The sequence below is a fragment of the Pseudomonas baetica genome, from assembly GCF_002813455.1.
GTDB classification, from domain to species: Bacteria; Pseudomonadota; Gammaproteobacteria; order Pseudomonadales; family Pseudomonadaceae; genus Aquipseudomonas; species Aquipseudomonas baetica.
In genome coordinates this window covers 3,812,311-3,839,211 of sequence record NZ_PHHE01000001.1, presented here as the reverse complement: position 1 = coordinate 3,839,211, position 26,901 = coordinate 3,812,311, and the positions used below count along the sequence as shown (strand labels likewise).

Below are 26,901 nucleotides of genomic sequence, written 5' to 3'. Positions count from 1 at the left end.
ATTGCGACGCGATCAAAGCAGAAAGCTTAAACCCACGCAGAACAGCAAAGCGGCGAATAGCCGTTTCAGCAAGCGCGGCGACAACCTGTGCGCCAAACGCGCGCCGAGACGGGCGAACACCATGCTGGTCAGGGCAATGCCCAACAGCGCCGGCAAATAAACAAAACCGAGACTATGGGCCGGCAGCAACGGATCATGCCAGCCCAGAATCATGAAACTTGATGCACTGGCCAGGGCAATCGGCAAACCGCAGGCCGAAGATGTCGCCACGGCCTGCTGCATCGGCACGCTGCGCCAGGTCAGGAACGGCACGGTCAGCGAGCCGCCGCCAATGCCGAAAATCGCCGACGCCCAGCCAATCACACTGCCGGCCACGGTCAGACCGAGTTTGCCCGGCACGGTTCGGCTGGCCTTGGGTTTGACGTCCAGCGCCAACTGCACGGCGATCACCAAGGCGAACACACCAATGATTTTTTGCAGGTTGGGCCCGGAAATCGCTTCGGCCGTCAACGCACCAAAACCGGCGCCAAGCAAAATGCCCACGGTCATCCACATGAAGATCGGCCAGCGCACCGCGCCACGACGGTGATGCTCCCGCACCGCGTTGACCGAAGTGAAGATGATCGTCGCCAGCGACGTGCCGACCGCCAGGTGGGTCAGAATCGACTGGTCAAAGCCCTGCAAGGTAAAACTGAACACCAGCACCGGGACAATGATGATCCCACCACCGACGCCGAACAGCCCGGCCAGCACGCCAGCACAGGCGCCGAGCGCCAGATAGAGCAGAAATTCCATGTCCTTCTCCCAGACGCATCCCAAAACCGGAGCGGCATGGTAACGGATGCATAGCCTTGTGCTCCACTGGCGATGGATGCACGGACGCCGGATGCGTAGAGTGAGCAAAAAACACACAAGGATCACCTTATGTGCCTGATTGTTTTTGCCTGGCGCCCCGGCCATGCCCAGCCGTTGATCGTCGCGGCCAACCGTGACGAGTTCTACGCCCGACCCAGCCTGCCGCTAGCGCAATGGCCAGAGGCGCCGCACGTGCATGCCGGACGTGATCTTGAGGCCGGCGGGACTTGGCTTGGGATCGGCGCCAATGGGCGTTTGGCTGCGCTGACCAACATCCGTGATCCGCATCAGCCGCCAGCGCGCAAGTCGCGGGGCGAGTTGGTGGCGCGATTTCTCACCGGTGATCTGTCGATTGATGACTATTTGAGCGATGTGGTCGGTCGCTCGCCGGAGTATGCCGGGTTCAATCTACTGCTCGGCAACAGCCATGAACTCTGGCATTTCAATGCGCGGATGTCTGAGGCGGTGATGCTGGAGCCCGGGGTCTATGGGTTATCCAATGCCGGGCTGGATACGCCGTGGCCGAAGTTGCTCAAGGCCAAGGCGGCGTTGAGCGCGGTGCTGGAGGATCCGACGCCTGCGCGGTTGCTGGACATATTGAGCGATGCGCAGACGGCGCCGTTTGCCGAGTTGCCGGATACCGGCGTCGGGCTGGCGACTGAGTCATTGCTGTCGAGTGTGTTTATTGCCAGCCAGAGTTATGGGACGCGGGCGAGTACGGCGCTGATTGTGCAGGCGGACGGGACGCGGCGGATGGTAGAGCGGAGCTTTGGGCCGTATGGCGGGCATTTGGGTGAGGTGGAGATTCTGGTTTAACGGTGGCTGGACTGACGCCTTCGCGAGCAAGCCCGCTCCCACATTGGATCTGTGATCGACACAATTCCCCTGTGGGAGCTGGCTTGCCAGCGATGGGGCCAGCAGCCTTTTAGAGGGCTTTGTTGACCGCCGGCGGATTGATCTTCGACAACCCAAGGTTCTTCAGCGCCAATTGCAGCGAGCTGTGGATAACTTGCGGGTTGTCGATGGTCATCAGCTCGGCCAGCAATTCCTTGGCCTTGCTCAGGTTCACCTGACGCAACATCCACTTGACCTTCGGCAAGTTGGTGGCGTTCATCGACAGGCTGTCGAAGCCCATCGCCATCAACAGCACGGCCGCTGCCGGATCACCAGCCATCTCGCCGCAGATACTCACCGGCTTGCCTTCGGCATGGGCGTCGCGCACCACGTTTTGCAGGGCTTGCAGCACCGCCGGGTGCAGGTAGTCGTAGAGATCGGCGACGCGCGGGTTGTTGCGGTCAACCGCCAGCAAGTATTGCGTCAGGTCGTTGGAGCCGACCGACAGGAAGTCCACCTGCCGCGCCAGCTCCTTGGTCTGATACACCGCTGCCGGGATCTCGATCATCACGCCAATTGGCGGCATCGGCACGTCGGTGCCTTCGTCGCGTACTTCACCCCAGGCCCGGTGAATCAGGTGCAGGGCTTCTTCGAGTTCATGGGTGCCGGAGATCATCGGCAGCAGAATCCGCAGGTTGTTCAGGCCTTCACTGGCCTTGAGCATCGCGCGGGTCTGCACCAGGAAGATTTCCGGGTGGTCGAGGGTGACGCGAATGCCGCGCCAGCCGAGGAACGGGTTGTCTTCCTTGATCGGGAAGTACGACAGCGACTTGTCACCGCCGATGTCGAGGCTGCGCATGGTCACCGGTTGCGGATGGAACGCGGCGAGCTGTTCGCGGTAGATCGCCAGCTGTTCCTTCTCGCTCGGGAAACGCTGGTTGATCATGAACGGCACTTCGGTGCGGTACAGGCCGACGCCTTCAGCGCCGCGCTTCTGCGCCCGCGCCACGTCTGCCAGCAGGCCGGTGTTGACCCACAGCGGCATGCGGTGACCATCGAGGGTCACGCACGGCAGGTCGCGCAGGGTGTCGAGGCCCAGCGCCAGTTGTTTCTCTTCTTCCACCACCTCGGAGAACTGCTTGCGCAGCACGTCGCTCGGGTTGGTGTAGACCTCGCCGCGGGTGCCGTCGACGATCATTTCGATGCCGTCGACCTTGGCGTACGGCAGGTCGACCAGACCCATGACCGTCGGAATGCCCATGGCCCGGGCGAGGATCGCCACGTGGGAGTTACCCGAACCGAGTACCGACACCAGACCGACCAGCGTGCCTTCCGGCACCTCGCCGAGCATCGCCGGCGTCAGTTCTTCGCTGACCAGAATGGTTTTTTCCGGGTAGACCAGGTTCTGCTGGCGCTCTTCCTGCAAATAGGCGAGCAGGCGGCGACCGAGGTCTTTGACGTCCGAGGCACGCTCCCGCAGGTAGGCGTCGTCCATCAGTTCGAAACGGTTGACGTGTTCCGTGACCACCTGACGCAGCGCGCCCTGGGCCCACTGGCCGGTCTTGATCACCGTGGTGATTTCGCTGCCCAGCGAGGCATCGTCGAGCATCATCAGGTAGACGTCGAACAGCGCGCGCTCTTCCGGGCGCAACTGGGTCGCCAGTTTGGCCGACAACGCACGCATGTCGGCGCGTACGCCTTCGATAGCGGTCTTGAACAGCGCCAGTTCAGCGTCGATGTCGGTGATGGTTTTATCCGGCACCACGTCCAGATCGGCGGGCGGCAGCATGACCACCGCGGTACCGACCGCCGCACCCGGCGAGCCCGGCACGCCAACGAACTTGGCTTCCTGAATGCCTTTGCCCTGACGGCCCAGGCCACGGATCGAACCGGTGGCCTCGGCATGAGCGATAACGCCAGCGAGCTGCGCGCTCATGGTTACGAGGAAGGCTTCTTCACCTTCATCGAACTGGCGGCGTTCTTTTTGCTGGATGACCAACACGCCGACGACGCGGCGGTGGTGAATGATCGGAGCACCGAGGAACGAGGCGTAGCGCTCCTCGCCGGTCTCGGCGAAGTAGCGGTAGCGCGGGTGATCCGCGGCGTTTTCGAGGTTCAGGGGTTCTTCACGCGTGCCGACCAGACCGACCAGACCTTCGTTGGGTGCCATGCTGACCTTGCCGATCGAGCGCTTGTTCAAGCCCTCGGTGGCCATCAGGACGAAGCGGTTGGTCTCGGGATCAAGCAGGTAGACCGAGCAGACCTGGCTGCCCATGGCCTCTTTGACGCGCAACACAATAATCCCCAACGCCGCCTTGAGATCCTTGGCGGAGTTAACTTCCTGGACGATCTTGCGCAGCGTATTGAGCATGGCTCGGGGTCGAACTCCGTCGTCAGTCGCGCGCTAAAAGGCGCGGGGCAAGCTCTTTGAGGGCGCGGCGATACACCTCGCGCTTGAATGTCACCACCTGGCCCAACGGATACCAATAGCTGACCCAGCGCCAGCCATCGAATTCCGGTTTACCGGTCAAATCCATCCGCACCCGCTGCTCATTGGAGATCAGGCGCAGGAGAAACCACTTCTGTTTCTGGCCGATGCACAGCGGTTGGCTGTGGGTACGCACCAGACGTTGCGGCAAACGATAGCGCAACCAGCCCCGAGTACAGGCGAGTATTTCAACATCTTCACGTTCCAGGCCAACTTCTTCGTTCAGCTCGCGGTACAAGGCGTCCTCCGGCGTCTCTTCAGGGTTGATTCCCCCCTGTGGAAACTGCCAGGCATCTTGATTGATACGGCGAGCCCATAGCACCTGGCCGGCGTCATTCGTCAGAATGATCCCGACATTGGGACGGAAACCATCGGGGTCGATCACGGCAACAACCTCGCAAACGCATGTCGCCGCATTGTTCCACAAAGCTTGATAAGGCGGCAACGAAGCTTCCTACCTTATGTGCACTCTTGTGAAAAGACCGTATTCTTGTCGCCTTTTTACTGACTTATCAGCGGGTAACTGCAATGCGCCTGGCACTCTTCGATTTGGACAACACCCTTCTGGGCGGCGACAGCGATCACGCCTGGGGCGACTATCTGTGTGAACGCGGCTTCCTCGACCCGATCACATACAAGGCGCGCAATGACGAGTTCTATCAGGATTACCTGGCCGGCAAGCTGGATAACGCCGCCTACCTGAATTTCTGCCTGGAGATCCTCGGGCGCACCGAAATGGCCGTGCTCGATCAATGGCACAGCGATTACATGCGCGACTGCATCGAGCCGATCGTGCTGCCCAAAGCGCTGGAGCTGCTGAAAAAGCACCGCGACGCCGGCGACAAGCTGGTGATCATCACCGCGACCAACCGTTTCGTTACCGCGCCGATTGCCGTGCGTCTGGGCGTTGAAACCCTGATCGCCACCGAATGCGAGATGGTCGATGGCCGTTACACCGGGCGCAGCACTGACATTCCGTGCTTTCGCGAAGGCAAGGTAACGCGCCTGAACCGCTGGCTGGAAGAGACCGGGTATTCGCTGGAAGACAGCTACTTCTATAGCGACTCGATGAATGATTTGCCGCTGCTGGAGCAGGTGGCGAACCCGGTGGCGGTGGATCCGGATCCGAATCTGCGTGCTGAAGCCCAGAAGCGTGGCTGGCCGGTGATTTCGTTGCGCGACTGATTACGCCTTCGCGAGCAAGCCCGCTCCCACATTGGATCTGTGTCGTTCACAGATCCAATGTGGGAGCGGGCTTGCTCGCGAATAGTGCCGACTCGGTCTCAAGCCCTAAACCGGCTTGGCCCCCATCAACGCCGCAATGGCGAAAAATCCGACACCGCTGACAATCGCCAGCGCCAGATTGAATTTGCGATTGCCAACCCCGCTTGTCCACAGCCGATTCAGCCGAACAAGTAGCCAGACCGCACTGAACGTGGCCACGGCATAGATCACGCTGGAGCCCAGAATCCAGAACTGACCCAAGGGCCAGCCCACCAGGTGCACCAGCCACCAGCCGGTGAAGGGCATGCTAAACATGCCGATCAGCATCAAACACCAGATAAACAGCCACGGACGCTGCATCGTGCTGGCCGGCCCTTCGCTGCGATTACGCCAGGTCAGGGCGGCAAGCCCCAGCCCGCTCGCGATTATCACCACGGTCGCCGCGACGTGAAGGATTGTCAGGGTGGTCAGGGTTTCCATGTATTTCTCATCCTTGGGCCATGCCCATCAGCGTAGCCGCTCAGCCAAGAAACAGCTTATAGGCCGGGTTGTCGCTTTCGTCCCAGTACGGGTAGCCGATTTCCGCCAGCGCCGCCGGTACCAGATGGCGTTCGTCGTGTGGCACTTGCAGGCCCGCGACCACTCGGCCATCGGCCGCGCCGTGGTTGCGGTAGTGGAACATCGAGATATTCCAGCGCCCGCCGAGTTTGTTGAGGAAGTTGAACAACGCCCCAGGCCGCTCAGGGAACTCGAAGCGCAGCACCACTTCATCGACCACCTGCGCGGCACGCCCGCCGACCATGTGGCGGATGTGCAGCTTGGCCAGTTCGTTGTCGGTCAGGTCGAGCACCGGGAAACCCTGCTCGGTCAGGCTCGCCAGCAATGCGCTGCGCGGGTCGTTTTCCGGGTGGGTCTGCACACCAACGAAGATGTGCGCTTCGCTACCGGTGTTATAGCGATAGTTGAATTCAGTGATCTGGCGTTTGCCGATGGCTTCGCAGAACGCCTTGAAGCTGCCGGCCTTCTCGGGGATGGTCACGGCGATGATCGCTTCGCGGCCTTCGCCCAGCTCGGCGCGCTCGGCGACGTGGCGCAGGCGGTCGAAGTTGACGTTGGCGCCGGAATCGATGGCGACGAAGGTCTGGCCGCTGACGCCGCGCAATTCAACGTACTTCTTGATCCCGGCCACGCCCAGGGCCCCGGCAGGCTCGGTGATCGAGCGGGTATCATCGTAGATATCCTTGATTGCCGCGCAGATCTCGTCGGTACTGACGGTGATCACTTCATCGACGTAGTCTTTGCAGATATCGAAGGTGTGCTGGCCGATCTGCGCCACCGCCACACCGTCGGCGAAGATGCCTACGGTCGGCAGCACCACGCGCTCACCCGCGGCCATGGCGGCTTGCAGGCAGTTGGAGTCGTCGGGCTCGACGCCGATGACTTTGATGTCCGGACGCAAGTACTTAACGTATGCAGCGATGCCGGCGATCAGACCGCCACCGCCAACCGGCACGAAAATCGCGTCCAGCGGCTGCGGGTGCTGACGCAGAATCTCCATCGCCACGGTGCCCTGCCCGGCAATGGTGTGCGGATCGTCGTAGGGGTGGATGTAGACGTAGCCTTTTTCGTCGACCAGTTTCAGCGAGTAGGCCAGCGCTTCGGGGAAGGAGTCACCGTGCAGCACCACTTTGCCGCCGCGCGAGCGCACGCCTTCGACCTTGATTTCCGGGGTGGTCTTGGGCATCACGATAGTCGCTTTGACACCCAGCACTTTCGCCGCCAGGGCCAGCCCCTGCGCATGGTTGCCCGCCGAAGCGGTGACCACGCCACGGGCGCGCTCTTCTTCGGTCAGTTGGGTCAACTTGTTGTAGGCGCCGCGAATCTTGAACGAGAACACTGGCTGCAAGTCTTCGCGCTTGAGCCAGATGTCATTGCCCAGCCGCTCGGAGAGCTGGCGAGCGTTCTGCAGCGGGGTTTCTACGGCAACGTCATAAACGCGCGAGGTGAGGATCTTTTTGACGTACTGTTCGAGCATCGGAAAGCATCACTGAGCGGGTTGGGCAGGGCCAAGGAGTCTAACCCGGCTTTTGCCCGTACGACCACACGATTGCAGAGGTTTTAACCCGGCTTGAGGCTATAATGCCGGCCTTTCCGTTCTTACCTTGCCCGCTTCCGGAGCCCGCATGACCCAGGATCAACTCAAACAGGCAGTGGCTCAGGCCGCCGTCGACTTCATCCTTCCGAAACTCGACGACAAAAGCATCGTCGGGGTCGGCACCGGCTCCACCGCCAACTGCTTCATTGATGCGCTGGCGCAGCACAAGGGTGCGTTCGATGGCGCGGTCGCCAGTTCCGAAGCCACCGCCGCGCGCCTGAAGGGCCACGGGATTCCGGTGTATGAGCTGAACACCGTCAGCGACCTGGAGTTCTACGTCGACGGCGCCGACGAAAGCGACGCGCACCTGAACCTGATCAAGGGCGGCGGCGCCGCCCTGACCCGCGAGAAGATCGTCGCGGCCGTAGCCAAGACCTTCATCTGCATCGCCGACGCGAGCAAACTGGTGCCGGTGCTGGGCGAGTTCCCGCTGCCGGTCGAAGTGATCCCGATGGCCCGCAGCCACGTCGCGCGCGAACTGGTGAAACTGGGCGGCGACCCGGTGTACCGCGAAGGTGTACTGACCGACAACGGCAACATCATCCTCGACGTGTTCAATATGCAGATCACCAACCCGGTGGAGCTGGAAGCACAGATCAACGCGATTGTCGGCGTGGTCACCAACGGTTTGTTCGCCGCGCGTCCGGCGGATCTGCTGTTGCTGGGTACCAGCGAAGGCGTGAAAACCCTTAAGGCTGAGTAAGCCCAGTCACCCACATATTTGTGGGCAGACGAATAAACCTGTGGGAGCGAGCCTGCTCGCGAAAGCGCCAGTTCAGCCAACATCTTCATTGGCTGACACGACGCCTTCGCGAGCAGGCTCGCTCCCACAGTGTTTTGTGGTGTGGGTTAAGGTTGCGCAGGCTTTTTGAAGGCGTAAAACAGGTTCGGCTCACTCACCAGATACAACGTCCCGTCATCATCCATCGCAATGCCTTCCGCCTGCGGCACGGTTTTCTGCAAGCCTTGCCGGCCCTTGCTCAAGGACATCGTGCTCAACGGGCGCCCGTCCACATCCAGCTCCAGAATCAGCCGCGATTCATCCGACAGCGCCAGCAAATGCCCACTGCGCTCGTCGTATTGCAGGCTCGACAGGTCACGCACAAACATCCCGGCATCACGTTTAGGGTTGTTGATCACGTGCACCGCGTAGGACTTTTCCGGGTTGAAGTGCGGGAAACCGTGTACTTCGTAGATCAGCATCGGATCGCGCTCTTTCGCCACGAACAGGCGTTTGCCCACCGAGTCATATGCCAACCCTTCGAAGCCTTTGTTGCCGCTCAGGTGCACGCCCAGGGTCATTTGCTCGGCGTCCGCCGCGTCGAGGAAAGTGGTGTCTTTCTCCAGATGAATCTTGATCAGGCGCTGCTGACGCTCGTCAGTCACCACGTAAGTGTCAGCACTGATGAACTCCACTGCCTCCGGATCACCGAAACCAATCAAGGCAATACGGCGCAGGATCTTGCCTTCCAGCGACAGCTCGACCAGTTCGGCATTCTTGTTGGTGACGGTGAACAGGCTTTTACGCACGGGATCGTAGGTCAAGGCCGAGACATCGTCGTTCAAGCCTTCGATGACTCGCGCTTCAATCGCCACCCGATACTGATCCAGGTCGATGGCCTCACTGCTCAACGGCTGCCACAGGACGTGCAGGTTGAACCAGGCGCGCTCGAACAGGCGCATGTATTGGCCAATCGCGATCAGCATGATCAAGGCAATCACTGAGAGGATGACAAACAGAGGCTTGGGGCGGGCAAGTCGACGCATTCGGGCAGGCTCGGAATCAAAACAGGCGGATGAAATATCACGCCCGTCTGAATTGAAGCTTAATGGCCAGTAGCCTCAAACCACAAGACAACCCTTGCGGCAGCTCCATTGGAATCGATAAAGGCTGCTATTTCTGTTTTTCGAAGCGATAGAACAGGTTCGGTTCGCTGACCATATACAACGTGCCCGCCTCGTCCATGGTCACGCCTTCGGCGCGGGGAATGGTTTTCTTCAGGCCATTGAAACCGCCGAGCAAGGTCATGAAGCTGACTTGCTCGCCTTTCTCGTCCAGCTCTAGCAGCAGATGCGAATCGGCAGACAGCACCAGCGTGTGGCCGGTGCGCGGATCGATTGCCAACGCCGAGAGATTGCGGATATCCAGCTCATCGCTGGCCAGTTTCTGCTTGTCACCCTTGAGAGTCTGGCTGCCGTCGCTTTTCCAGGTAAACAGCGCCGCTGGCCGCTCCTCGCCCAGCCACAGTTGCTGATTGCGCGAGTCCCAGGCGATGGCTTCGAATGCCTTGTTCTGGTCTTTCGACGGGCCGAGGTCGTATTTAGGGAAATGAGTGATATTGAGTTCGCGGGTATCGGCATCGACTTTGACGATCGACAGTATGTGTTCACGCTCATCGACGATCGCCATCAGGCCGTTTTCCATGACCGTCAGGCCTTCCGGATTGCTCCAGCCCACCAGAGGCATCTTGCGCAACACATCGCCTTGCAGGGTCAGCTCGACCAGGAACGGATTCTTGCCCATCACCGAAAACAGGGTTTTGGTCTGCGGGTTGTACGCCAGGTCCGAAGCTTCGTCTTTTTCCATGCCCGGTAGCACTTTGGCATCGATCACCACGCGATAGTCCGGCAACCACACGCTTTCGCTCTGCTCAGCCGTACTCTCGAAACGCTCCAGCACCCACAGTACGCCGCGGTCGTCCCAGTGCATGGCGTACGCCAGACCGTAAGCAGCGGCGATCGCCAGCAACAGCCAGGAATACCAACGCATGGCGAAGCGTGAGCGGCGTGGGGATTTGAGCTGAGTTTGAGATGACATCGAGGGACGCGTTCCGAAAATTCAGGCTATGGGTAATAGCATAAAGAGGCGGACTAAGACGCCAGAATTGCGGAAATTATCCAGACAGGATGTGAAAAAAACGGCAAATGGCGCGATTGCCGTGTGCTGTCCCCAATCTTCAGGTCACCCACAACCATTGTGGGAGCGAACGTGCTCGCGAAAGCATTGTGTCAGGCAACGATGATGTCGACAGATCTGACGCATTCGCGAGCAGGCTCGCTCCCACAGGGTGTTGCAGTGTTGCGGTTAGCGCACGCTGCTGTTGAAGCTGCTGGCGCCGACCAGTTCCAGCACGATGTCGTCGCCGACGTTCAGCGGGCCGACGCCCACTGGCGTGCCGGTGAGGATCACGTCACCGGCCTGCAGCGAGAAGCAGCCGGCCATGTGCTGGATCATCGGCACGATCGGGTTGAGCATTGCGCTGCTGTTACCGTCCTGACGCACTTCGCCGTTGATGGTCAGGCGAATGCCGATGTCGGTCAGGTCAGCGAAGGTGCTGCCGACCACGAACGGTGCCAGCACTGCCGCGCCGTCGAACGACTTGGCGATTTCCCACGGCAGGCCCTTGGCTTTCAGCTCGGCCTGTTTGTCGCGCAAGGTCAGGTCCAGCGCCGGGGCGAAACCGGAGATCGCGTCGAGCACTTCTTCACGGCTTGGCTTGGTCGACAGCGGCTTGCCGATCAACACGGCAATTTCCGCTTCGTAATGCACCGAGCCGCGCTCGGTCGGAATGCTGAAACCACCTTCCAGCGGCACCACGCAACTGCCCGGTTTGATGAACAGCAGCGGTTCGGTAGGCACCGGATTGTCCAGTTCCTTGGCGTGTTCGGCGTAATTACGGCCAATGCACACGACTTTCCCGATCGGGAAGTGAATGCGCGTGCCGTCGACGTACTGGTGCTGATAGCTCATTTACCGACTCCTGCCTTCATTGATTCATCAAGAATTACAGATCAAACCGCGAAGATCTTGCCCGGGTTCATGATGCCGTTCGGGTCGAACACCGCTTTGACCGCTTTCATGTATTCGATCTCAACCGGCGAACGGCTGTAGGTCAAGTAATCGCGCTTGGTCATGCCCACGCCGTGTTCGGCGGAAATCGAACCGTTGTACTTCTCAACGGTTTCGAACACCCACTTGTTGACGGTGGCGCACTTGGCGAAGAACTCGTCCTTGCTCAGGTTTTCCGGCTTGAGGATGTTCAGGTGCAGATTGCCGTCGCCGATGTGGCCGAACCAGACGATTTCGAAGTCGGGATAGTGCTCGCCGACGATCGCGTCGATTTCCTTCAGGAACGCAGGCACTTTCGACACGGTCACCGAGATATCGTTTTTGTACGGCGTCCAGTGCGAGATGGTCTCGGAGATGTACTCGCGCAGTTTCCACAGGTTCTGCAACTGGGTTTCGCTCTGGCTCATCACACCGTCCAGCACCCAGCCCTGCTCGACGCAGTGTTCGAAGGTTTCCAGCGCGCTGTTGGCCACTTCTTCAGTGGTCGCTTCGAATTCCAGCAGTGCGTAGAACGGGCAGTCGGTCTCGAACGGCGCCGGCACGTCGCCACGGCCCATGACTTTGGCCAGGGCTTTGTCAGAAAAGAATTCGAACGCGGTCAGGTCGAGCTTGCCCTGGAAGGCGTGCAGTACCGGCATGATCGAGTCGAAATCGGCGGTACCAAGGACCATCGCGGTGAGGTTTTTCGGCGCGCGATCCAGGCGCATGGTCGCTTCGACGACAAAACCGAGGGTGCCTTCGGCGCCGATGAATAATTGCCGCAGGTCGTAACCGGTGGCGTTCTTGATCAGGTCCTTGTTCAGCTCCAGCACATCGCCCTTGCCGGTGACGACTTTCATGCCCGCGACCCAGTTGCGGGTCATGCCATAGCGAATAACCTTGATTCCGCCGGCATTGGTGCCGATATTGCCGCCAATCTGACTCGATCCGGCGGAAGCGAAATCCACTGGGTAGTACAAGCCTTTTTCTTCGGCGACGTTCTGCAAATGCTCAGTGACTACGCCCGGCTGGCAAACAGCGGTACGGTCAGTGAGGTTCACGTCGAGAATCTGGTTCATGTAGTCGAACGACACGACCACTTCGCCATTGGCGGCCACCGCGGCGGCGGACAACCCGGTGCGCCCGCCCGAGGGCACCAGCGCGACCTTGTGCGCGTTGGCCCAACGGACGATGGCCTGCACTTGTTCGATGGTCTTGGGGAACACGATGGCCGTCGGGGCCGGGGCGAAGTGCTTGGTCCAATCCTTGCCATACGTGTTCAGGGAGTCGGCGTCGGTCAGGACCTTGCCAGGCTCGACCAGGGTCTTCAGTTCATCAATCAGGGCAGGATTGGTCATCGACAGAACTCTCGAACAATTCATGGTCATCCTGAGAACGCTTCACGTCGCAGGAATGAGTGTTTAGCGGGGCGGCTATGCTAGCATACCGACCCCGCAGGCCAGTGCCCAAGGCCAGTTCTGCGGCGACGGCTTTCTTGCCGTCCAGGTCAATGTCTGTTGACCATTTCCTGCCATTTTTCTCCGGGATACAGGTTTACGCAGATGAGCAAGACTTCTCTCGATAAGAGCAAGATCAAGTTCCTTCTTCTCGAAGGCGTCCACCAATCGGCTGTCGACGTCCTCAAGGCGGCGGGCTACACCAGCATCGAATACCTGACAGGTTCCTTGCCGGAAGCCCAGCTCAAGGAAAAGATCGCTGACGCTCACTTCATCGGCATTCGTTCGCGCACCCAACTGACCGAAGAGATCTTCGATCACGCGAAGAAGCTGGTAGCGGTCGGCTGTTTCTGCATCGGCACCAACCAGGTTGACCTCAGTGCTGCCCGCGAGCGCGGTATCGCCGTGTTCAACGCGCCGTACTCCAACACCCGTTCCGTGGCTGAGCTGGTACTGGCCGAAGCCATCCTGCTGCTGCGCGGCATCCCTGAGAAAAACGCTTCCTGCCACCGTGGCGGCTGGATCAAGTCCGCGGCCAACTCTTTCGAGATCCGTGGCAAGAAACTCGGCATCGTTGGCTACGGCTCGATCGGTACTCAGTTGTCGGTTCTGGCTGAAGGACTGGGCATGCAGGTGTTCTTCTATGACACCGTGACCAAGCTGCCGCTGGGCAACGCCACTCAGGTCGGTAACCTGAACGAGCTGCTGGGCATGTCCGACATCGTCACCCTGCACGTTCCGGAAACCGCTGCGACCCAGTGGATGATCGGCGAGAAGGAAATCCGCGCCATCAAGAAGGGCGGCATCCTGATCAACGCGGCGCGCGGCACCGTGGTCGAACTGGACGCCCTGGCGGACGCGATCAAGGACAAGCACCTGATCGGCGCGGCCATCGACGTATTCCCGGTGGAGCCACGCTCCAACGACGAAGAGTTCGAAAGCCCGCTGCGTGGCCTGGACAACGTGATCCTGACCCCGCACATCGGTGGTTCGACTGCCGAAGCGCAAGCCAACATCGGTCTGGAAGTGGCGGAAAAACTGGTCAAGTACAGCGACAACGGTACTTCCGTTTCGTCGGTCAACTTCCCGGAAGTGGCGCTGCCCGCTCACCCTGGCAAGCACCGTCTGCTGCACATCCACGAGAACATCCCGGGTGTGATGAGCGAGATCAACAAGGTCTTCGCCGAAAACGGCATCAACATCTCCGGTCAGTTCCTGCAGACCAACGAGAAGGTTGGCTACGTGGTGATCGACGTCGACGCCGAGTACTCGGACCTGGCGCAAGAGAAGCTGCAGCACATCAACGGCACTATCCGTAGCCGTGTGTTGTTCTGATCGCACGCTGAGCGACAAAAAAGGGAGCCTTCGGGCTCCCTTTTTCATGCACGTGTCCCGTCCTGAATAAGGTTTACACCTTCTGACCCATTCTCAGGAGGGAGTAATGAATACGGGAGAAAGGCGCAGTCAGCGTGATTACACGCTGACCTTTAAATTGTCGGTCGTCGATCAAGTCGAAAAAGGTGAGCTGAGTTATAAAGAGGCTCAAGAGCGTTATGGCATTCAGGGTAAAACGACCGTACTGAACTGGTTACGCAGGCATGGTCGGCAGGACTGGAGTCAAGGCGCGTCCATTCGCTCCAAGAGACCCCGTTCCATGGATAAGCCCGATAAACCGCTGACACCCGAACAGCGAATCAAAGAGCTTGAAGAAAAGCTTGCCCAAGCCAACCAGAAAGCTCAGTTTTTCGAAGCCGTCGTTGATGTTTTGAAGAACGACTTCGGTGTTTCTGTCGTAAAAAAGCGATCCGGCAAGTCCTCTCCCAAGAGCAGATCCAAGGCCTGAGCATTAGTCGGGCTTGCCAATTCATGGGGATTTCCCGTCAGGCTTATTACAAGCGCAACCGGGCGTGTGATGCCCGGGCCCGTCATGCTCAGGAAGTGATGGGATTCGTGAGGGAAAAGCGACTCAGGCAACCGCGCCTTGGCACCCGAAAACTTCACAATCTAATGCGCACTGAGCCAGAAATGTCCGTAAAGGTTGGTCGAGACCGTTTATTCAATATCTTGCGAGATCGGCGCGAACTGGTTCCTCGCAGGCGGGCCTATCACAAAACAACAGACAGTCATCATCGCTTTCGCCGGCATCCAAACCTGCTCAAAGATGGGCCGATTCAGGTAGTCGCCAAGGCACCAGAGCAAGTATGGGTTGCGGACATCACCTACTTACCAACGCAAACGGGTGTGGCTTATCTGAGTTTGATCACCGATGCGTACTCTCGAAAAATCGTGGGTCACCATGTCCATGAAAGCTTGCACACCGAATCGGTGATCCAGGCGTTCAACAAAGCCCTGAAGCAGCGGACAACGGAACAACACTTGGTGCACCACTCGGACAGAGGCGTTCAATACTGCTCCGAGCTTTATCAGCGGCTGCATGCCAAGTACGGCATCACCTGCTCAATGACCGATGGCTACGACTGCTACCAAAATGCATTGGCTGAGCGTGTGAATGGAATTTTGAAAAACGAGTTAATGCTGCATCGGCCCAAAGATTTTGCAGATGCCATCCGGATGGTGGACGAGTCGGTGCAGATCTATAACAACGAGCGGCCTCATCTGTCGCTGAAATACAAAACGCCCGATGCGGTGCATCGGGCGTTTTGAGGTTGAAACAGGTGTAAACCTATTTCAGGACTAGACAACGCCGAAAATTTATTCGACGTTGACGGTGATTTTCTTCGAAACGATCGGTGGATCGAATGGCATATGGCCGCTGTCACCCAGCTCCAGTTGCAGAGTGTGTTTGCCAGGGGCCAGTTTGATTGTGGCTTCGGTCTGCGCCTTGCCAAAGTGCATGTGGTTCGCATCGTTCGGAATCGGCGCGCCGGCAGCCGGCAGTTTGTCGACGTCGATCAGCAAGTGATGGTGACCGGTGTTCTTGGTAACGTCACCGGCCGGGGCCAGCGCGACGTCCTTGGTACCAAACTTGACCTTGAACTCTTGGGAAACCTTCGCCCCGTCTTCGGGAGAAACGATGAACACTTCGGCACCCTTTGGAGCCGGGGTAGCCGCACTGGCCAGCACCGAAACGCCCATCAGTACACCCGCCAACGCTGCACGTGACATAAAGCTTTTCATTTTCTTCTCCAGTTTTTCCGTAAAATCCGTCCGGTCATGACAACTTCATGACCATTCGTTGTCGAAGGCACTCGACAACCATAGCAAAGCGAGCCTGACTCAGAGCGTCGCGTTAATGATTTCAAAGGAGTGACCATGCGCTTTTTGCCTGGCCTGATCTGCCTGCTACCCCTTTTGAGCCCACTGGCTCACGCCGAACTGATTGATGACGTCAACGACCGTGGCGAGTTGCGCATTGCCCTTGAGGCTAATACACCGCCCTTCAATTACAAGAACGGCGACACACTCACGGGGTTCGAAGTCGAGCTTGGGCAACTGCTGGCCAAGGAGCTGGATGTTCGCGCCGACTTCATCGTCACCGATGCGGGCGACCTGCTCCAGGGCGTTGAAAGCGGCAAGTACGACGTCGCGCTCAACCACATAGCACTGACACCTGAACTCAAGGATCGTTTCGACTTCAGTACGCCATACGGCAAGGTCGATTCGCAGTTGCTGGCGAAGAAGGATGAGCAGCCACGCCCGATGGTACTGGTGCAGGCGTTGACCGAGGAGAAGCCTGCTGTGAGTGCACCGGTGGAATTGGCGATTCCGTTTCAGAAGGGTAATCCGGCGTTTCAGGCCAGCCTTGCGAGCGCGATGCAGCGGATCAAAGCGGATGGGCGTCTGGCGGCGCTGTCGGCGAAATGGTTCCCCGAACCCGAGTGAACACAAAACCCTGTGGGAGGGGGCTTGCTCCCGAAGGCGTCGTGTCAGTCAATGCACATGTTGAATGACCCACCGCTTTCGCGAGCAAGCCTCCTCCCACACGGGGATTCGGGGTGGGGTTTTAATCGAGTTGTGTCAGGGCTGTTGCAGCCTGCGGCAGTTCGAGCTCGCTGAAAATCTGCACGCCATGGCGTTTGAGCAACGCAGCCGTCACGCCTTCACCACTGACTTTCACTCCACTGAACGTGCCGTCATAGGTCAGCAGATTGCCGCACGATGGGCTATTGGCTTTGAGCACCGCCACGCGGATTCCGTGTTTGTGCACCAACTCCAGCGCCTGCCGAGCACCATCCAGAAACTGCGCGCTGACATCCTCGCCTTCGGTAGTGATGACCGAAGCAACGCCATCGAGCACTTCACTACCCTGCCCGCCTGGGATCTCCGCCGCCGCCCGTGGCGTCGGCAAACCACCCGCCACTTCCGGACACAATGGCACCACGCGCCCTTCGGCAATCCACTGCTCAAGCAAATCGAACGGTCCGCTGGCCCCGCCGTCGTAACGCACGCGGTGACCCAACAGGCAGCGGCTGACCAGAATCTTTTCCATGATCAGAACGGCTCGTTGCCACGACGGCGGAACCAGCCCGTCAGCGACAAGCGCTCACGATTGGCCGGCAGCACTTCATGCGGGACTTCGCCAGACAGAAACACCACCAGGCAGCCGCCGGTGGGCTGCACGTCGTAGACGCGCTCATCGTCCAGGTACATGCGCAACTGACCGCCATCTTCCGGCAGCCAGGCCTCGTTGAGGTAGACCACCGCCGACACCATGCGCCGGTCATCATCGCGGAAGCGGTCAACGTGCTTGCGATAGAACGCACCCGGCGGATACAGCGCGAAATGGCATTCGAAGTCTTCCAGCCCGAGGAACAAGCCCCGGTTGAGTGCCTCGCGCAGACTGTCCATCAGCTCCAGATAGCGGTCACTGGCCTCGGCCTGGCCCGGATCGATCCACTGGATGTGGTCGCCGCGAATACCCTCGCGAATCTCCGAAAACGGCCCGCGACCCACCGCCGCCGGCGCCAGCTCACCCTCGGCCTCACGTTTACGGCACTCGGCCGCCAGCTCGCGGGTCAAACCCGCGGGCAGGAAAATGTTCTGCTGCGACCAGCCGTGCTCGGCCAGGTCGTCGACGATACGTAACAGCAGCGGGTGTTCAGAGGATATTTGCATGGCGCGCATAGTATGTCGGCGGCAACAAATCCGACAGAGCCACGCAGCGGCTGGATACGAATTCTCGACAAGTAACTGCACCGCACGGAGAATAGTCCGCTGCTGACAGGAGTCCCTATGCGCCGTTTGCTTTTTTCACTGTTGATGTTCTGTGTTTTGCCCGCCTGGGCGGACGGCTACGATCAGTTGTACAAGATCGCCGGCTGGCCAGATCAACGTGCGCATTTCAATGACGCCCTGAGTGCAGCGCAGCAGCGCTATCAGAACAGCCTGCCGCCTGCCGTATTTCAAGCACTGGTCAACAACAGCAATCAGCGCTTCGCCCCCATGGCCATGGATCAGCGTGCCGAAGCACAGCTGCGGCAGAACCTCGCCGATCCGAAACCGGCCCTGTCCTTTTTCCAGTCGCCGCTGGGCAAGAAAATCGTCGCCGCCGAATTGCTCGCAACCCGTCGCGATCAACTGGCGAAGAATGCCAAAGGCCTGCCGAAAATGCCGGCCAGCGACAGCCGCCTGCTGATCATCGGCCATCTCGCCCAAGCCCTGCCTGCCCGTGAAGCCGGCGCCGAAGTCAGCCTGGCGATTGCCGGCGTGGCGGCGGACAGTTTGAGTTCGATGATCCCGGGACTGCTCGGTGGTGGTCAGGCACAAGGCATGTTGAACGGTCAGCGCCAGCGCCTGATGGATCAGATTGGCGCGGACATGAACAACACGCTGCTCTACGTGTATCGCGACCTGTCGGATGAAGAGCTGGAAGAGTTTGCGACGTTTGCCGAGTCGACCGAGGGCAAGGCTTACTATCAAGCGGCGCTGGCGGCGATTCGGGCGGGGTTGGCGGTGGGGCAGAACACTTCGAATCTCAACCAATGATCTGCGCTGTCTGATCGCCGCCTTCGCGAGCAGGCTCGCTCCCACATTTGGGAACGCGTGCCCCTGTGGGAGCGAGCCTGCTCGCGAAGAGGCCCTGACAGACGCTAGAGATTCCGGCCCCTGATCCGCTTGCTCAAGAACTCGAAATACTCCTCACGCATGTCAGCCGTCTCATTGGCCAGATGATGCCGCGCCTGCGCCAACAGCAAAATCTGCGGCCGATCGAACTTCCACTTCAACACCTGCAAATTGTGCTGCCAGTCGACAGTCATGTCCGCCTGCCCCTGAATGATCAGCGGCCGTCGCGGACTTTTTTTCGCGTACTCGACCCGACTGATCCAGCGTGACAAGGCGCCGACCCACGCGGTCGGCAAGCGCTTGGGCTGCAACGGATCGGCCAGCAGAAACGGCAGGAAGTCCGGGTCATTGGAGTTTTCGCTAAAGCGCCGGGCAATGCCCCGCACAAACGGCCGCAGCAGGTAGTAACTGAGCTGCGACCAGCCCCACGCCCGCGGTCGCACCAGCGGCGACAGCAAAATCAAGTGACCTTGCGCCGGACTGTTCTCACCATGGTTGAGCACATGGTCGACCACGATCGCCCCGCCGGTACTTTGCCCGCACAAGTGCCACGGCTGCGGCAGCGCGATCGAATTGGCCTCGGCGAACAACGCTTGCAGGGTGTCCTGATATTCCGAGAAATCACGGATGCTCGCCCGCACCCCACTCGACAGACCATGCCCCGGCAAATCGCAGGCAATCACCGCAAAATCCTGGTCCAGCGCCCACTCGATCACATGCCGATAGAGCCCGGTGTGATCGTAGAAACCGTGCAACAGAAACAGTGTGCCCTTGACCTTCTCTGGCCACCAGCAATGGCTGACCAGTTCGTAACCGTTCACGGCAAACCGCCCCATGCCGCGCCAGACATCGCGTTCGGGGAAGTCGGTCTGGTAGAACCGTTGATACGCTTTCGCCTCCTCGGACAACGCCTGCCACTCGGCCAGAGGCTTGAGGCTGGCGCGTAATTGATCGGGGTCGAAAGTGGCAGGCATGAGGCATTTCCAGAACGGTGAACAGACTTTATCGGCCTGCGATATTCATCTGTTGAGTCAAGCATGGCAAGCTAGCCGGCCTCTGAGGACACAAATCCATGCGTTCGCCCTACCGCACCGCACTGTTTGCCAGCCTGCTCGCGCTTGTGTGCGCCGGGGTGCTGTGGGCCGCGTATGACTGGTTTCAAGGGCGATATCTGCGCGCGTTCAGCGAACACACGGCGGTGTTTTCCGGCGATCCGTTGCGACTGCCCGATGAACTGGCCGGGCCTGGCAATATCCGCCTCGTGCATTTCTGGGACCCGGCCTGCCCGTGCAATGTCGGCAACCAGCAACACCTGACCGAGATGGTCGAGCAGTTCAACGGCAAAGGCGTCGAATTCTTTGCAGTGCAGAGGGCCGGCAGCCACGGCCAGTTGCCCGCCACGCTAAGCACACTGAAAACCATCACCGTGTTGCCCGGCTCCGAGCAGGTCCCCGCCAGCCCGGCCGTGGCGATCTGGGATCGTAACGGTAAACTGGCGTACTTCGGCCCTTACAGCGAAGGCCTGACCTGCAACTCCAGCAACAGCTTCATCGAACCCATCCTGCATGCCCTGACGGACGATCGCCCGGTCAACGCCACGCACACCCTCGCGGTCGGCTGCTATTGTCCATGGCCGGTGCCAGCGCAGTAAGGCATTCCGGACTTTTTAAGGACAGCGCTGCACGGCACAGAAGGTCTGTGCTAATTGTTTGCAGCCCGACGGGCGGCAATCCCGCCAGCACAAGGAGTCACCATGAAGCGCGTGTTCACCGTTCTTGCCTTGTTCATCGTTGTCCTGCTCGCTGGCGCCGGCTGGTACGTCTACAGCAAACAGCCGACGCGCCAGGGCCAGGTCGAGCTGCGCAAGCTGCAAGGTTCGGTGACCGTGCGCTACGACGAGCGTGGCGTGCCGCACATCCGCGCCGAGAACGAAACCGACCTCTACCGTGCCCTCGGCTATGTACATGCCCAAGATCGCTTGTTCCAGATGGAAGCCATGCGTCGTCTCGCCCGGGGCGAACTGGCCGAAGTGCTCGGACCGAAACTGCTCGACACCGACAAACTGTTCCGCAGCCTGCGCATCCGCGAACGTGCAGCCAGCTACGTCGCCAACCTCGATAAACAATCCCCGGCGTGGAAGGGCCTGCAAGCCTATCTGGACGGCATCAACCAATATCAGGACAGCCACGCCGCGCCCGTCGAGTTCGACGTGCTGGGCATCCCCAAGCGGCCGTTCACCGCCGAAGACAGCATTAGCGTGGCCGGTTACATGGCCTACAGCTTTGCCGCGGCGTTTCGCACCGAACCGCTGCTGACCTACGTGCGCGATCAACTCGGCGCCGATTACCTCAACGTCTTCGACCTCGACTGGCAGCCCAAAGGTGTGCTGGCGAAAGATCGCACCACCCCGAAACCGGCCCTCGCCGCCAATGACTGGAAAGACCTCAACGCCCTCGCCCGCCTCAGCGAGCAAGCGCTGATCGACAACGGCCTGCCGCAATTCGAAGGCAGCAACGCGTGGGTCATCTCGGGCAGTCACAGCCAAAGCGGCAAACCGCTGCTGGCCGGCGATCCACACATTCGCTTTTCGGTGCCGTCGGTGTGGTACGAAGCGCAACTGTCGGCGCCGGGCTTTGAGCTGTACGGCCATCATCAGGCGCTGGTGCCGTTCGCGTTCCTGGGGCACAACATGGATTTCGGCTGGAGCCTGACCATGTTCCAGAACGACGATCTGGACCTGATCGCCGAGAAGGTCAACCCGGACAACCCGAATCAGGTCTGGTATCACGGCCAGTGGACCGACATGGTCAGCACCGAGCAACAGATCAATGTGAAGGGCCAGGCGCCGGTGACGATCACCCTGCGCCAGTCGCCCCACGGCCCGATCGTCAACGATGCGCTGGGTACGGCCGCCGGCAAGACGCCGATCGCCATGTGGTGGGCATTCCTGGAAACGCCGAATCCGATCCTTGAAGGCTTCTACCAGCTCAACCGCGCCGACACCCTGGCAAAGGCCCGCGCTGCTGCCGCCAAAGTGCAGGCGCCGGGGCTTAATCTGGTTTACGCCAACGCCAAGGGCGATATCGCCTGGTGGGCTTCGGCGTTGCTGCCCAAGCGGCCGACCGGTGTCAAACCGGGCTTCATTCTCGACGGCAGCACGAATCAGGCGGACAAGGACGGCTACTACCCGTTCAGCGCCAACCCGCAGGAAGAAAACCCGGCGCGCGGCTATATCGTCTCGGCCAACTTCCAGCCTGTTTCGCCCACCGGCATGGAAATTCCGGGTTACTACAACCTCGCCGACCGTGGCCAGCAGCTCAATCAGCAGCTCAGCGACAAGCGCGTGAAGTGGACCAATGAAGCTAACCAGAAACTGCAACTGGGCACCGCCACCGGTTACGGCCCGCGTTTGCTGGCGCCGTTGTTGCCAGTATTGCGTGAAGTGGTGAGCGATCCGGCGCAGCTCAAACTGGTCGAGCAACTGGCGCAGTGGCAAGGCGACTATCCGCTAGATTCGATCAGTGCAACGCTGTTCAACCAGTTCCTCTACGACCTCGCCGATGCGGCAATGCGCGACGAGTTGGGCAATGACTTTTTCGAGACGCTGCTGTCGACGCGGGTGATCGATTCGGCACTGCCACGGCTGGCGGCGAACGCCGATTCCGCGTGGTGGGATAACCGCAATACGCCAACCAAAGAGACTCGCGCCGATGTTGTCCGTACGGCCTGGCAAGCGAGCATGGCGCACCTGAAGCTGACCCTCGGCGACGACACGTCCGCCTGGCAATGGGGCACGGCGCATACGTTGACCCATGGTCATCCGCTGGGGCAGCAGAAGCCGCTGGATCGTATTTTCAATGTCGGGCCGTTCGCCGCGCCGGGCAGCCATGAAGTGCCGAACAACCTGTCAGCGAAGATCGGCCCGGCGCCGTGGCCGGTGACTTATGGGCCGTCGACCCGGCGCCTGGTGGATTTCGCCGATCCGGCGCACAGTTTGACGATCAACCCGGTGGGCCAGAGTGGTGTGCCGTTCGACAGTCACTTTGACGATCAGGCTGAGGCGTATGTGGACGGGATGTATGTGCAGGCGCACTTCAGCGATGAGGAAGTGACGGCGAATACACGCAGTACCCTGAAGCTGCTGCCGGCGCGGGCGACCCAATAATCTTGTGCTGTTCAGGCGGACGCTTTCGCGAGCCAGCCCGCTCCCACCGTTGGAATGCGGTCTCCTGTGGGAGCGAGCTTGCTCGCGAAAGGGCCATCAGCAACACCGAACCCCTCAGAGCAGCACCGCAAAATTCAACCGAAACTGCTGCGGCGTCACGCCCAGCCTTCGATTGAACACACTGCGCATATGCTGCGCGTCGCGAAACCCGCACTGATAGGCCACGGTTTTCAGCGGCGCCGTGGTGCTTTCGAGCATCACCCGCGCCGCATCCACCCGCGCCCGCTCGACAAACTCCCCTGGCGTGACCTTCGCCTCCCGCGCAAACACTCGGGAGAAATTGCGCGCACTCATGTTCGCCGCCTGCGCCAGATCGGCAATGGTCAGATCCCCGGTGAGATTGGCCAGCACATACAACTGCACCATCGCCACCGCCGACGTCGGCTCCGCGTGCGGTGTCAGGAACGGGCTGAACTGCGACTGCCCGCCGGAGCGCTGGGTGAATACCACCAGCCGCTTGGCCACGCTCAGCGCCACCTCGACGCCGTGATCGCGGGCCAGCAGGTACAGCGACAGATCAATCCCCGCCGTCACCCCGGCCGAGGTGTAGAGCGCGCCGTCTTCGACATACAGGCGGTCCGCCTCGACCTGCGTCGACGGACACAACTGCGCCAGCGCCTGGGCATCGTTCCAGTGAGTGGTCACCGTGCGCCCTTCCAGTAACCCGGCCCGCGCCAGCATGAACGCGCCATTGCAGATCGAGCCGAACCGCTGCGCCCGCGCACAGGCGTCACGCAGCCAGGCATCGAAGGTTTTGCCGAACTCCATGAACGGCAGCGTCGGCCCGCCCGCGACCAGCAGCAAGTCATAAGCCTCAAGGGCTGCGCTGAAATGTCGATGGGCATTCAGGGTCAGGCCGTTGGAGCAGGCCATCGGCCCGTGCTCAATGCCGATCACTTGCAGCCGATAGTGATCCTCGGGCGCCAGGAAGCGATTGGCCTCGGCGAACACATCCATGGGGCCGCTGACGTCCAGCGATTGCACGCCCGGGAACACGACGATGGCGACGGTTTTGTTCATGACTGTGGATTCCCTTTCAAGAGCAAAAGATCGCAGCCTGCGGCAGCTCCTACAGGGGAATGCAGGCTTCTGTAGGAGCTGCCGCAGGCTGCGATCTTTTAGCTTGGCACGATTTGCAGGTCGATTGGCAAGGATCGCAGCCATGCGTCGATTGTTCGCGTTGCAGCGCGGGAACAGACTTTCCCCATCAGCGCCGCCCCGGCGTTTTCGACGAGGAAACCGCTCATGAACACCACCATTGCCGGCATCAAAATCCCTGACAGCGCCTTGGCCCGCGCCACCACCGAGTACATCCGCGACATCGAATCCGACCTGCTCTATCACCACTCTCGCCGGGTGTTTCTGTTCGGTGCATTGAGCGGCGAGCGTCAGCAGTTGGCCTACGATCCGGAGCTGTTGTACGTCGGCGCGATGTTTCATGACCTTGGTCTGGTCGAAGGTCACCGCAGCGATGACGAACGTTTCGAGGTCGACGGCGCCAACGCCGCCGCGGCGTTTCTCAAGCCTTACGGGTTGAGCGATGACGACATCGAGCAGGTCTGGCTGTCGATAGCCCTGCACACCACGCCGGGCGTGCCAAAGCATCTGCGCCCGACCGTGGCGCTGGTGACAGCAGGCGTGGAAATGGATGTGCTGGGCCTGGATTACGCGGCGTTCAGCAGCGTGCAGCGCGAAGCGGTGGTGCATGCGCATCCACGCGGGGAAGGTTTCAAGGCGTGCATCATCTGCGCGTTTGCCGACGGCTTGCGCCATCGTCCGCAGACCACGTTCGGCAATGTGAAGACTGATGTGCTGAAAGATCAGGAGCCGGGGTTCAAGCCGATGAACTTTGTTGAAGTCATCCGTAAATCCCCCTGGACTGCATAAAACGAAAGGTGGGAGCGAGCCTGCTCGCGAAAGCGGTGTATCAGTCAATATTTGAGTCGACTGATACTCCATCTTCGCGAGCAGGCTCGCTCCCACATTTCGATTTGTGGCTGGCCTCAAGACCGAGGCCAACCCTGTAGTGCTTACGCTGCTTCCGGCGCAGGCGCGCGGCGCACGTCCGGCTGTTTCCACGAATCGGCAGCGCTTTCTTCGATGGCTTGCTGGATGGCTTTCTTGCGCGCTTCTTCGGCACGGCGGCTGAAGAACCAGACCAGAAAGGTCACGATCGACACCGCCAGCAGAATCAGGCTGGCCACAGCGTTGATCTCAGGTTTCACGCCCAGACGCACCGCCGAGAACACTTCCATCGGCAGGGTCGTCGAGCCAGGACCGGAGACGAAGCTCGCCAGTACCAGATCGTCCAGCGACAGTGCGAACGACATCATGCCGCCCGCCGCCAGCGACGGCGCGATCATCGGGATGGTGATCAGGAAGAACACCTTCCACGGCCGTGCGCCCAGGTCCATCGCCGCTTCTTCGATCGACAGGTCCAGCTCACGCAGACGCGCCGACACCACCACTGCCACATACGCCGCACAGAACGTCGTGTGAGCGATCCAGATGGTGACGATGCCGCGTTCCTGCGGCCAGCCGATCATCTGCGCCATGGCCACGAACAGCAGCAACAGCGACAGACCGGTGATCACTTCCGGCATCACCAATGGCGCAGTGACCAAACCACCGAACAGCGTGCGGCCCTTGAAGTGGGTAATACGCGTCAGCACAAACGCGGCCAGCGTACCCAGCGCCACTGCGGCAATCGCCGTGTAGCAGGCGATTTCCAGCGAGCGCAGCACCGAGCCCATCAGTTGGCTGTTGTCGAGCAGGCCGACGTACCACTTGATCGACCAGCCGCCCCACACCGTTACCAGTTTCGAGGCGTTGAACGAGTAGATCACCAGGATCAGCATCGGCAGATAGATGAACAACAAACCCACGACCAGCATCAGGCTGGAGAAACGGATGCGCTTCATTCTTTACCCTCCATTTCCTTGGCCTGACTGCGGTTGAACAGAATGATCGGCACAATCAGGATCGCCAGCATCACCACCGCCAGGGCAGACGCCACCGGCCAGTCACGGTTGTTGAAGAACTCTTGCCAGAGCACTTTACCGATCATCAGGGTTTCCGGGCCGCCGAGCAGTTCCGGGATCACGAACTCGCCGACCACCGGGATGAACACCAGCATGCAGCCGGCAATGATCCCGTTCTTGGACAGCGGAATGGTGATTTTCCAGAAGCTGTTGAAGGTGCTCGAACCGAGGTCAGACGCGGCTTCCAGCAGGCTGTTGTCGTGCTTCACCAGGTTGGCATACAGCGGCAGGATCATGAACGGCAGGTACGAATAGACCACGCCGATATACACCGCAAGGTTGGTGTTGAGGATCTGCAGCGGCTCGTCGATCAGGCCCATGCTCATCAGGAAACCGTTGAGCAAGCCGTTGTTGCTGAGGATGCCCATCCACGCGTAAACGCGGATCAGGATCGCGGTCCAGGTCGGCATCATGATCAGCAGCACCAGCACCGTTTGCAGCTCTTTACGGGCACTGGCGATGGCGTAGGCCATCGGGTAGCCGATCAGCAGGCACAGCACGGTGCTGATCAGCGCCATCTTCAGCGAGCCGAGGTAGGCGGCGATGTACAACTCGTCGCCCGCCAGCATCGCGTAGTTGCCCAGGTTCAGCAGCAGTTGCAGCTTCTGCTCGGCGTAGGTGTAGATCTCGGTGTACGGCGGAATGGCTACGTCGGCTTCGGCGAAGCTGATCTTCAGGACGATGAAGAACGGCAACATGAAAAACAGAAACAGCCAGATGAACGGAACCCCAATGACCAGTTGGCGGCCATTGGGAATTATTCGGTTGA

The 26,901-nt window shown here is 60.1% G+C and carries 27 protein-coding genes; 10 read left to right on the top strand and 17 right to left on the bottom strand.

All coding sequences use genetic code 11. The features are described 5' to 3' along the window. Positions 1-12: 12 nt before the first annotated feature. Complete coding sequence (locus tag ATI02_RS17515) at positions 13-795, bottom strand: sulfite exporter TauE/SafE family protein (RefSeq protein ID WP_095186948.1); 783 nt, start codon at positions 793-795, stop codon at positions 13-15. 129 nt (positions 796-924) lie between these two features. Between ATI02_RS17515 and ATI02_RS17510 the strand changes: the two genes are divergently transcribed. Next, on the top strand, positions 925-1,671 hold the full coding sequence (locus ATI02_RS17510) for an NRDE family protein (RefSeq protein ID WP_100846915.1): 747 nt from the start codon (positions 925-927) through the stop codon (positions 1,669-1,671). Positions 1,672-1,780: 109 nt separating this feature from the next. On the opposite strand, the gene ptsP is transcribed toward ATI02_RS17510, so the two are convergent. Both ptsP and ATI02_RS17500 read right to left on the bottom strand, forming a co-directional pair. Then, a complete protein-coding gene (gene ptsP / locus ATI02_RS17505) occupies positions 1,781-4,060 on the bottom strand; it encodes a phosphoenolpyruvate--protein phosphotransferase (RefSeq protein ID WP_100846914.1) in 2,280 nt (759 codons plus the stop codon). Between the two features lie 22 nt (positions 4,061-4,082). Beyond that, positions 4,083-4,562, bottom strand: a complete 480-nt coding sequence (locus ATI02_RS17500) for an RNA pyrophosphohydrolase (RefSeq protein ID WP_003229203.1) — start codon at positions 4,560-4,562, stop codon at positions 4,083-4,085. A 143-nt stretch (positions 4,563-4,705) separates the two neighbouring features. Between ATI02_RS17500 and ATI02_RS17495 the strand changes: the two genes are divergently transcribed. Further along, positions 4,706-5,362, top strand: a complete 657-nt coding sequence (locus ATI02_RS17495; RefSeq protein ID WP_095186945.1) for a histidinol-phosphatase — start codon at positions 4,706-4,708, stop codon at positions 5,360-5,362. A gap of 105 nt (positions 5,363-5,467) precedes the next feature. On the opposite strand, the gene ATI02_RS17490 is transcribed toward ATI02_RS17495, so the two are convergent. Further along, positions 5,468-5,881, bottom strand: coding sequence for a DUF2269 family protein (locus tag ATI02_RS17490; protein ID WP_100846913.1), 414 nt, complete (start codon positions 5,879-5,881; stop codon positions 5,468-5,470). A gap of 40 nt (positions 5,882-5,921) precedes the next feature. Beyond that, on the bottom strand, positions 5,922-7,436 hold the full coding sequence (ilvA, locus tag ATI02_RS17485) for a threonine ammonia-lyase, biosynthetic (RefSeq protein WP_095186943.1): 1,515 nt from the start codon (positions 7,434-7,436) through the stop codon (positions 5,922-5,924). Positions 7,437-7,584: 148 nt separating this feature from the next. Between ilvA and rpiA the strand changes: the two genes are divergently transcribed. Further along, positions 7,585-8,259: a ribose-5-phosphate isomerase RpiA gene (gene rpiA, locus ATI02_RS17480; RefSeq protein ID WP_100846912.1), complete on the top strand. Its 675-nt coding sequence runs from the start codon at positions 7,585-7,587 to the stop codon at positions 8,257-8,259. A 146-nt stretch (positions 8,260-8,405) separates the two neighbouring features. Here rpiA and ATI02_RS17475 read toward each other — a convergent pair whose 3' ends face one another. From ATI02_RS17475 to ATI02_RS17460, 4 genes are all read right to left on the bottom strand, one after another. Beyond that, positions 8,406-9,323 (bottom strand): SdiA-regulated domain-containing protein, encoded by a 918-nt coding sequence (locus ATI02_RS17475; RefSeq protein WP_100846911.1) that lies wholly within the window; start codon positions 9,321-9,323, stop codon positions 8,406-8,408. Positions 9,324-9,450: 127 nt separating this feature from the next. Continuing rightward, positions 9,451-10,374 (bottom strand): SdiA-regulated domain-containing protein, encoded by a 924-nt coding sequence (locus ATI02_RS17470; protein ID WP_100846910.1) that lies wholly within the window; start codon positions 10,372-10,374, stop codon positions 9,451-9,453. A 267-nt stretch (positions 10,375-10,641) separates the two neighbouring features. Next, positions 10,642-11,307 carry a fumarylacetoacetate hydrolase family protein gene (locus ATI02_RS17465; protein WP_095186939.1) on the bottom strand — a complete coding sequence of 222 codons (666 nt, stop codon included), beginning with the start codon at positions 11,305-11,307 and terminating at the stop codon, positions 10,642-10,644. Between the two features lie 41 nt (positions 11,308-11,348). Continuing rightward, positions 11,349-12,743 (bottom strand): D-2-hydroxyglutarate dehydrogenase, encoded by a 1,395-nt coding sequence (locus ATI02_RS17460; RefSeq protein ID WP_095186938.1) that lies wholly within the window; start codon positions 12,741-12,743, stop codon positions 11,349-11,351. Positions 12,744-12,947: 204 nt separating this feature from the next. Between ATI02_RS17460 and serA the strand changes: the two genes are divergently transcribed. Then, a complete protein-coding gene (gene serA, locus ATI02_RS17455; protein ID WP_095186937.1) occupies positions 12,948-14,177 on the top strand; it encodes a phosphoglycerate dehydrogenase in 1,230 nt (409 codons plus the stop codon). 106 nt (positions 14,178-14,283) lie between these two features. Continuing rightward, positions 14,284-15,506, top strand: a protein-coding gene (locus ATI02_RS17450; RefSeq protein ID WP_095190254.1) for an IS3 family transposase whose coding sequence is annotated in 2 segments (ribosomal slippage) — positions 14,284-14,635 and positions 14,635-15,506 — 1,224 coding nt in all. Because the reading frame shifts where the segments join, the coding sequence is not laid out codon by codon here. Between the two features lie 48 nt (positions 15,507-15,554). Here the strand turns inward: ATI02_RS17450 and ATI02_RS17445 are convergent. Continuing rightward, a complete protein-coding gene (locus ATI02_RS17445; protein ID WP_085612012.1) occupies positions 15,555-15,980 on the bottom strand; it encodes a DUF4399 domain-containing protein in 426 nt (141 codons plus the stop codon). 135 nt (positions 15,981-16,115) lie between these two features. Here ATI02_RS17445 and ATI02_RS17440 point away from each other — a divergent pair, with 135 nt between their 5' ends. Continuing rightward, on the top strand, positions 16,116-16,685 hold the full coding sequence (locus ATI02_RS17440) for a transporter substrate-binding domain-containing protein (protein ID WP_100846909.1): 570 nt from the start codon (positions 16,116-16,118) through the stop codon (positions 16,683-16,685). Between the two features lie 121 nt (positions 16,686-16,806). Here the strand turns inward: ATI02_RS17440 and ATI02_RS17435 are convergent, their stop codons facing one another. Next, positions 16,807-17,292: a 2-thiouracil desulfurase family protein gene (locus ATI02_RS17435; RefSeq protein WP_095186935.1), complete on the bottom strand. Its 486-nt coding sequence runs from the start codon at positions 17,290-17,292 to the stop codon at positions 16,807-16,809. Positions 17,293-17,294: 2 nt separating this feature from the next. Beyond that, positions 17,295-17,927, bottom strand: a complete 633-nt coding sequence (locus ATI02_RS17430) for a 2OG-Fe(II) oxygenase (RefSeq protein ID WP_095186934.1) — start codon at positions 17,925-17,927, stop codon at positions 17,295-17,297. A 108-nt stretch (positions 17,928-18,035) separates the two neighbouring features. Between ATI02_RS17430 and ATI02_RS17425 the strand changes: the two genes are divergently transcribed. Then, positions 18,036-18,788: a DUF2059 domain-containing protein gene (locus tag ATI02_RS17425; protein ID WP_095186933.1), complete on the top strand. Its 753-nt coding sequence runs from the start codon at positions 18,036-18,038 to the stop codon at positions 18,786-18,788. 104 nt (positions 18,789-18,892) lie between these two features. Here ATI02_RS17425 and bipL read toward each other — a convergent pair whose 3' ends face one another. After that, the gene (gene bipL / locus ATI02_RS17420) at positions 18,893-19,840 is read right to left on the bottom strand and encodes a phospholipase BipL (RefSeq protein WP_095186932.1); all 948 of its coding nucleotides are present in this window, start codon (positions 19,838-19,840) and stop codon (positions 18,893-18,895) included. A gap of 98 nt (positions 19,841-19,938) precedes the next feature. On the opposite strand from bipL, the gene ATI02_RS17415 reads away from it, so the two are divergent. Together ATI02_RS17415 and ATI02_RS17410 are read left to right on the top strand one after the other, a co-directional pair. Further along, the gene (locus ATI02_RS17415; protein WP_100846908.1) at positions 19,939-20,517 is read left to right on the top strand and encodes a DUF6436 domain-containing protein; all 579 of its coding nucleotides are present in this window, start codon (positions 19,939-19,941) and stop codon (positions 20,515-20,517) included. A 102-nt stretch (positions 20,518-20,619) separates the two neighbouring features. Continuing rightward, positions 20,620-23,031, top strand: a complete 2,412-nt coding sequence (locus ATI02_RS17410; RefSeq protein WP_100846907.1) for a penicillin acylase family protein — start codon at positions 20,620-20,622, stop codon at positions 23,029-23,031. 114 nt (positions 23,032-23,145) lie between these two features. Here the strand turns inward: ATI02_RS17410 and ATI02_RS17405 are convergent, their stop codons facing one another. Together ATI02_RS17405 and ATI02_RS33085 are read right to left on the bottom strand one after the other, a co-directional pair. Next, a complete protein-coding gene (locus ATI02_RS17405) occupies positions 23,146-24,111 on the bottom strand; it encodes a GlxA family transcriptional regulator (RefSeq protein ID WP_100846906.1) in 966 nt (321 codons plus the stop codon). Positions 24,112-24,209: 98 nt separating this feature from the next. After that, positions 24,210-24,338 carry a hypothetical protein gene (locus ATI02_RS33085; protein ID WP_279629439.1) on the bottom strand — a complete coding sequence of 43 codons (129 nt, stop codon included), beginning with the start codon at positions 24,336-24,338 and terminating at the stop codon, positions 24,210-24,212. Between ATI02_RS33085 and ATI02_RS17400 the strand changes: the two genes are divergently transcribed. Then, complete coding sequence (locus ATI02_RS17400; RefSeq protein ID WP_100846905.1) at positions 24,337-24,978, top strand: HD domain-containing protein; 642 nt, start codon at positions 24,337-24,339, stop codon at positions 24,976-24,978. The genes ATI02_RS33085 and ATI02_RS17400 overlap by 2 nt on opposite strands. 143 nt (positions 24,979-25,121) lie before the next feature. Here ATI02_RS17400 and ATI02_RS17395 read toward each other — a convergent pair whose 3' ends face one another. Together ATI02_RS17395 and ATI02_RS17390 are read right to left on the bottom strand one after the other, a co-directional pair. Further along, positions 25,122-26,012 (bottom strand): ABC transporter permease subunit, encoded by an 891-nt coding sequence (locus tag ATI02_RS17395; RefSeq protein WP_095186927.1) that lies wholly within the window; start codon positions 26,010-26,012, stop codon positions 25,122-25,124. Next, positions 26,009-26,890: an ABC transporter permease subunit gene (locus tag ATI02_RS17390; RefSeq protein WP_170947196.1), complete on the bottom strand. Its 882-nt coding sequence runs from the start codon at positions 26,888-26,890 to the stop codon at positions 26,009-26,011. Before ATI02_RS17390 ends, ATI02_RS17395 begins: the two co-directional genes overlap by 4 nt. Between the last annotated feature and the right edge of the window lie 11 nt (positions 26,891-26,901).

Excerpts from the sequence above, each read along its gene's own strand:
- ATI02_RS17515 (WP_095186948.1), bottom strand. The coding sequence starts at position 795 with ATGGAATTTCTGCTCTATCTGGCGCTCGGCGCCTGTGCTGGCGTGCTG.
- ATI02_RS17510 (WP_100846915.1), top strand. The coding sequence starts at position 925 with ATGTGCCTGATTGTTTTTGCCTGGCGCCCCGGCCATGCCCAGCCGTTG.
- ptsP (WP_100846914.1), bottom strand. The coding sequence starts at position 4,060 with ATGCTCAATACGCTGCGCAAGATCGTCCAGGAAGTTAACTCCGCCAAG.
- ATI02_RS17495 (WP_095186945.1), top strand. The coding sequence starts at position 4,706 with ATGCGCCTGGCACTCTTCGATTTGGACAACACCCTTCTGGGCGGCGAC.
- ATI02_RS17490 (WP_100846913.1), bottom strand. The coding sequence starts at position 5,881 with ATGGAAACCCTGACCACCCTGACAATCCTTCACGTCGCGGCGACCGTG.
- ilvA (WP_095186943.1), bottom strand. The coding sequence starts at position 7,436 with ATGCTCGAACAGTACGTCAAAAAGATCCTCACCTCGCGCGTTTATGAC.
- rpiA (WP_100846912.1), top strand. The coding sequence starts at position 7,585 with ATGACCCAGGATCAACTCAAACAGGCAGTGGCTCAGGCCGCCGTCGAC.
- ATI02_RS17475 (WP_100846911.1), bottom strand. The coding sequence starts at position 9,323 with ATGCGTCGACTTGCCCGCCCCAAGCCTCTGTTTGTCATCCTCTCAGTG.
- ATI02_RS17470 (WP_100846910.1), bottom strand. The coding sequence starts at position 10,374 with ATGTCATCTCAAACTCAGCTCAAATCCCCACGCCGCTCACGCTTCGCC.
- ATI02_RS17465 (WP_095186939.1), bottom strand. The coding sequence starts at position 11,307 with ATGAGCTATCAGCACCAGTACGTCGACGGCACGCGCATTCACTTCCCG.
- ATI02_RS17460 (WP_095186938.1), bottom strand. The coding sequence starts at position 12,743 with ATGACCAATCCTGCCCTGATTGATGAACTGAAGACCCTGGTCGAGCCT.
- serA (WP_095186937.1), top strand. The coding sequence starts at position 12,948 with ATGAGCAAGACTTCTCTCGATAAGAGCAAGATCAAGTTCCTTCTTCTC.
- ATI02_RS17445 (WP_085612012.1), bottom strand. The coding sequence starts at position 15,980 with ATGAAAAGCTTTATGTCACGTGCAGCGTTGGCGGGTGTACTGATGGGC.
- ATI02_RS17440 (WP_100846909.1), top strand. The coding sequence starts at position 16,116 with ATGCGCTTTTTGCCTGGCCTGATCTGCCTGCTACCCCTTTTGAGCCCA.
- ATI02_RS17435 (WP_095186935.1), bottom strand. The coding sequence starts at position 17,292 with ATGGAAAAGATTCTGGTCAGCCGCTGCCTGTTGGGTCACCGCGTGCGT.
- ATI02_RS17430 (WP_095186934.1), bottom strand. The coding sequence starts at position 17,927 with ATGCGCGCCATGCAAATATCCTCTGAACACCCGCTGCTGTTACGTATC.
- ATI02_RS17425 (WP_095186933.1), top strand. The coding sequence starts at position 18,036 with ATGCGCCGTTTGCTTTTTTCACTGTTGATGTTCTGTGTTTTGCCCGCC.
- bipL (WP_095186932.1), bottom strand. The coding sequence starts at position 19,840 with ATGCCTGCCACTTTCGACCCCGATCAATTACGCGCCAGCCTCAAGCCT.
- ATI02_RS17415 (WP_100846908.1), top strand. The coding sequence starts at position 19,939 with ATGCGTTCGCCCTACCGCACCGCACTGTTTGCCAGCCTGCTCGCGCTT.
- ATI02_RS17410 (WP_100846907.1), top strand. The coding sequence starts at position 20,620 with ATGAAGCGCGTGTTCACCGTTCTTGCCTTGTTCATCGTTGTCCTGCTC.
- ATI02_RS17405 (WP_100846906.1), bottom strand. The coding sequence starts at position 24,111 with ATGAACAAAACCGTCGCCATCGTCGTGTTCCCGGGCGTGCAATCGCTG.
- ATI02_RS17400 (WP_100846905.1), top strand. The coding sequence starts at position 24,337 with ATGAACACCACCATTGCCGGCATCAAAATCCCTGACAGCGCCTTGGCC.
- ATI02_RS33085 (WP_279629439.1), bottom strand. The coding sequence starts at position 24,338 with ATGAGCGGTTTCCTCGTCGAAAACGCCGGGGCGGCGCTGATGGGGAAA.
- ATI02_RS17395 (WP_095186927.1), bottom strand. The coding sequence starts at position 26,012 with ATGAAGCGCATCCGTTTCTCCAGCCTGATGCTGGTCGTGGGTTTGTTG.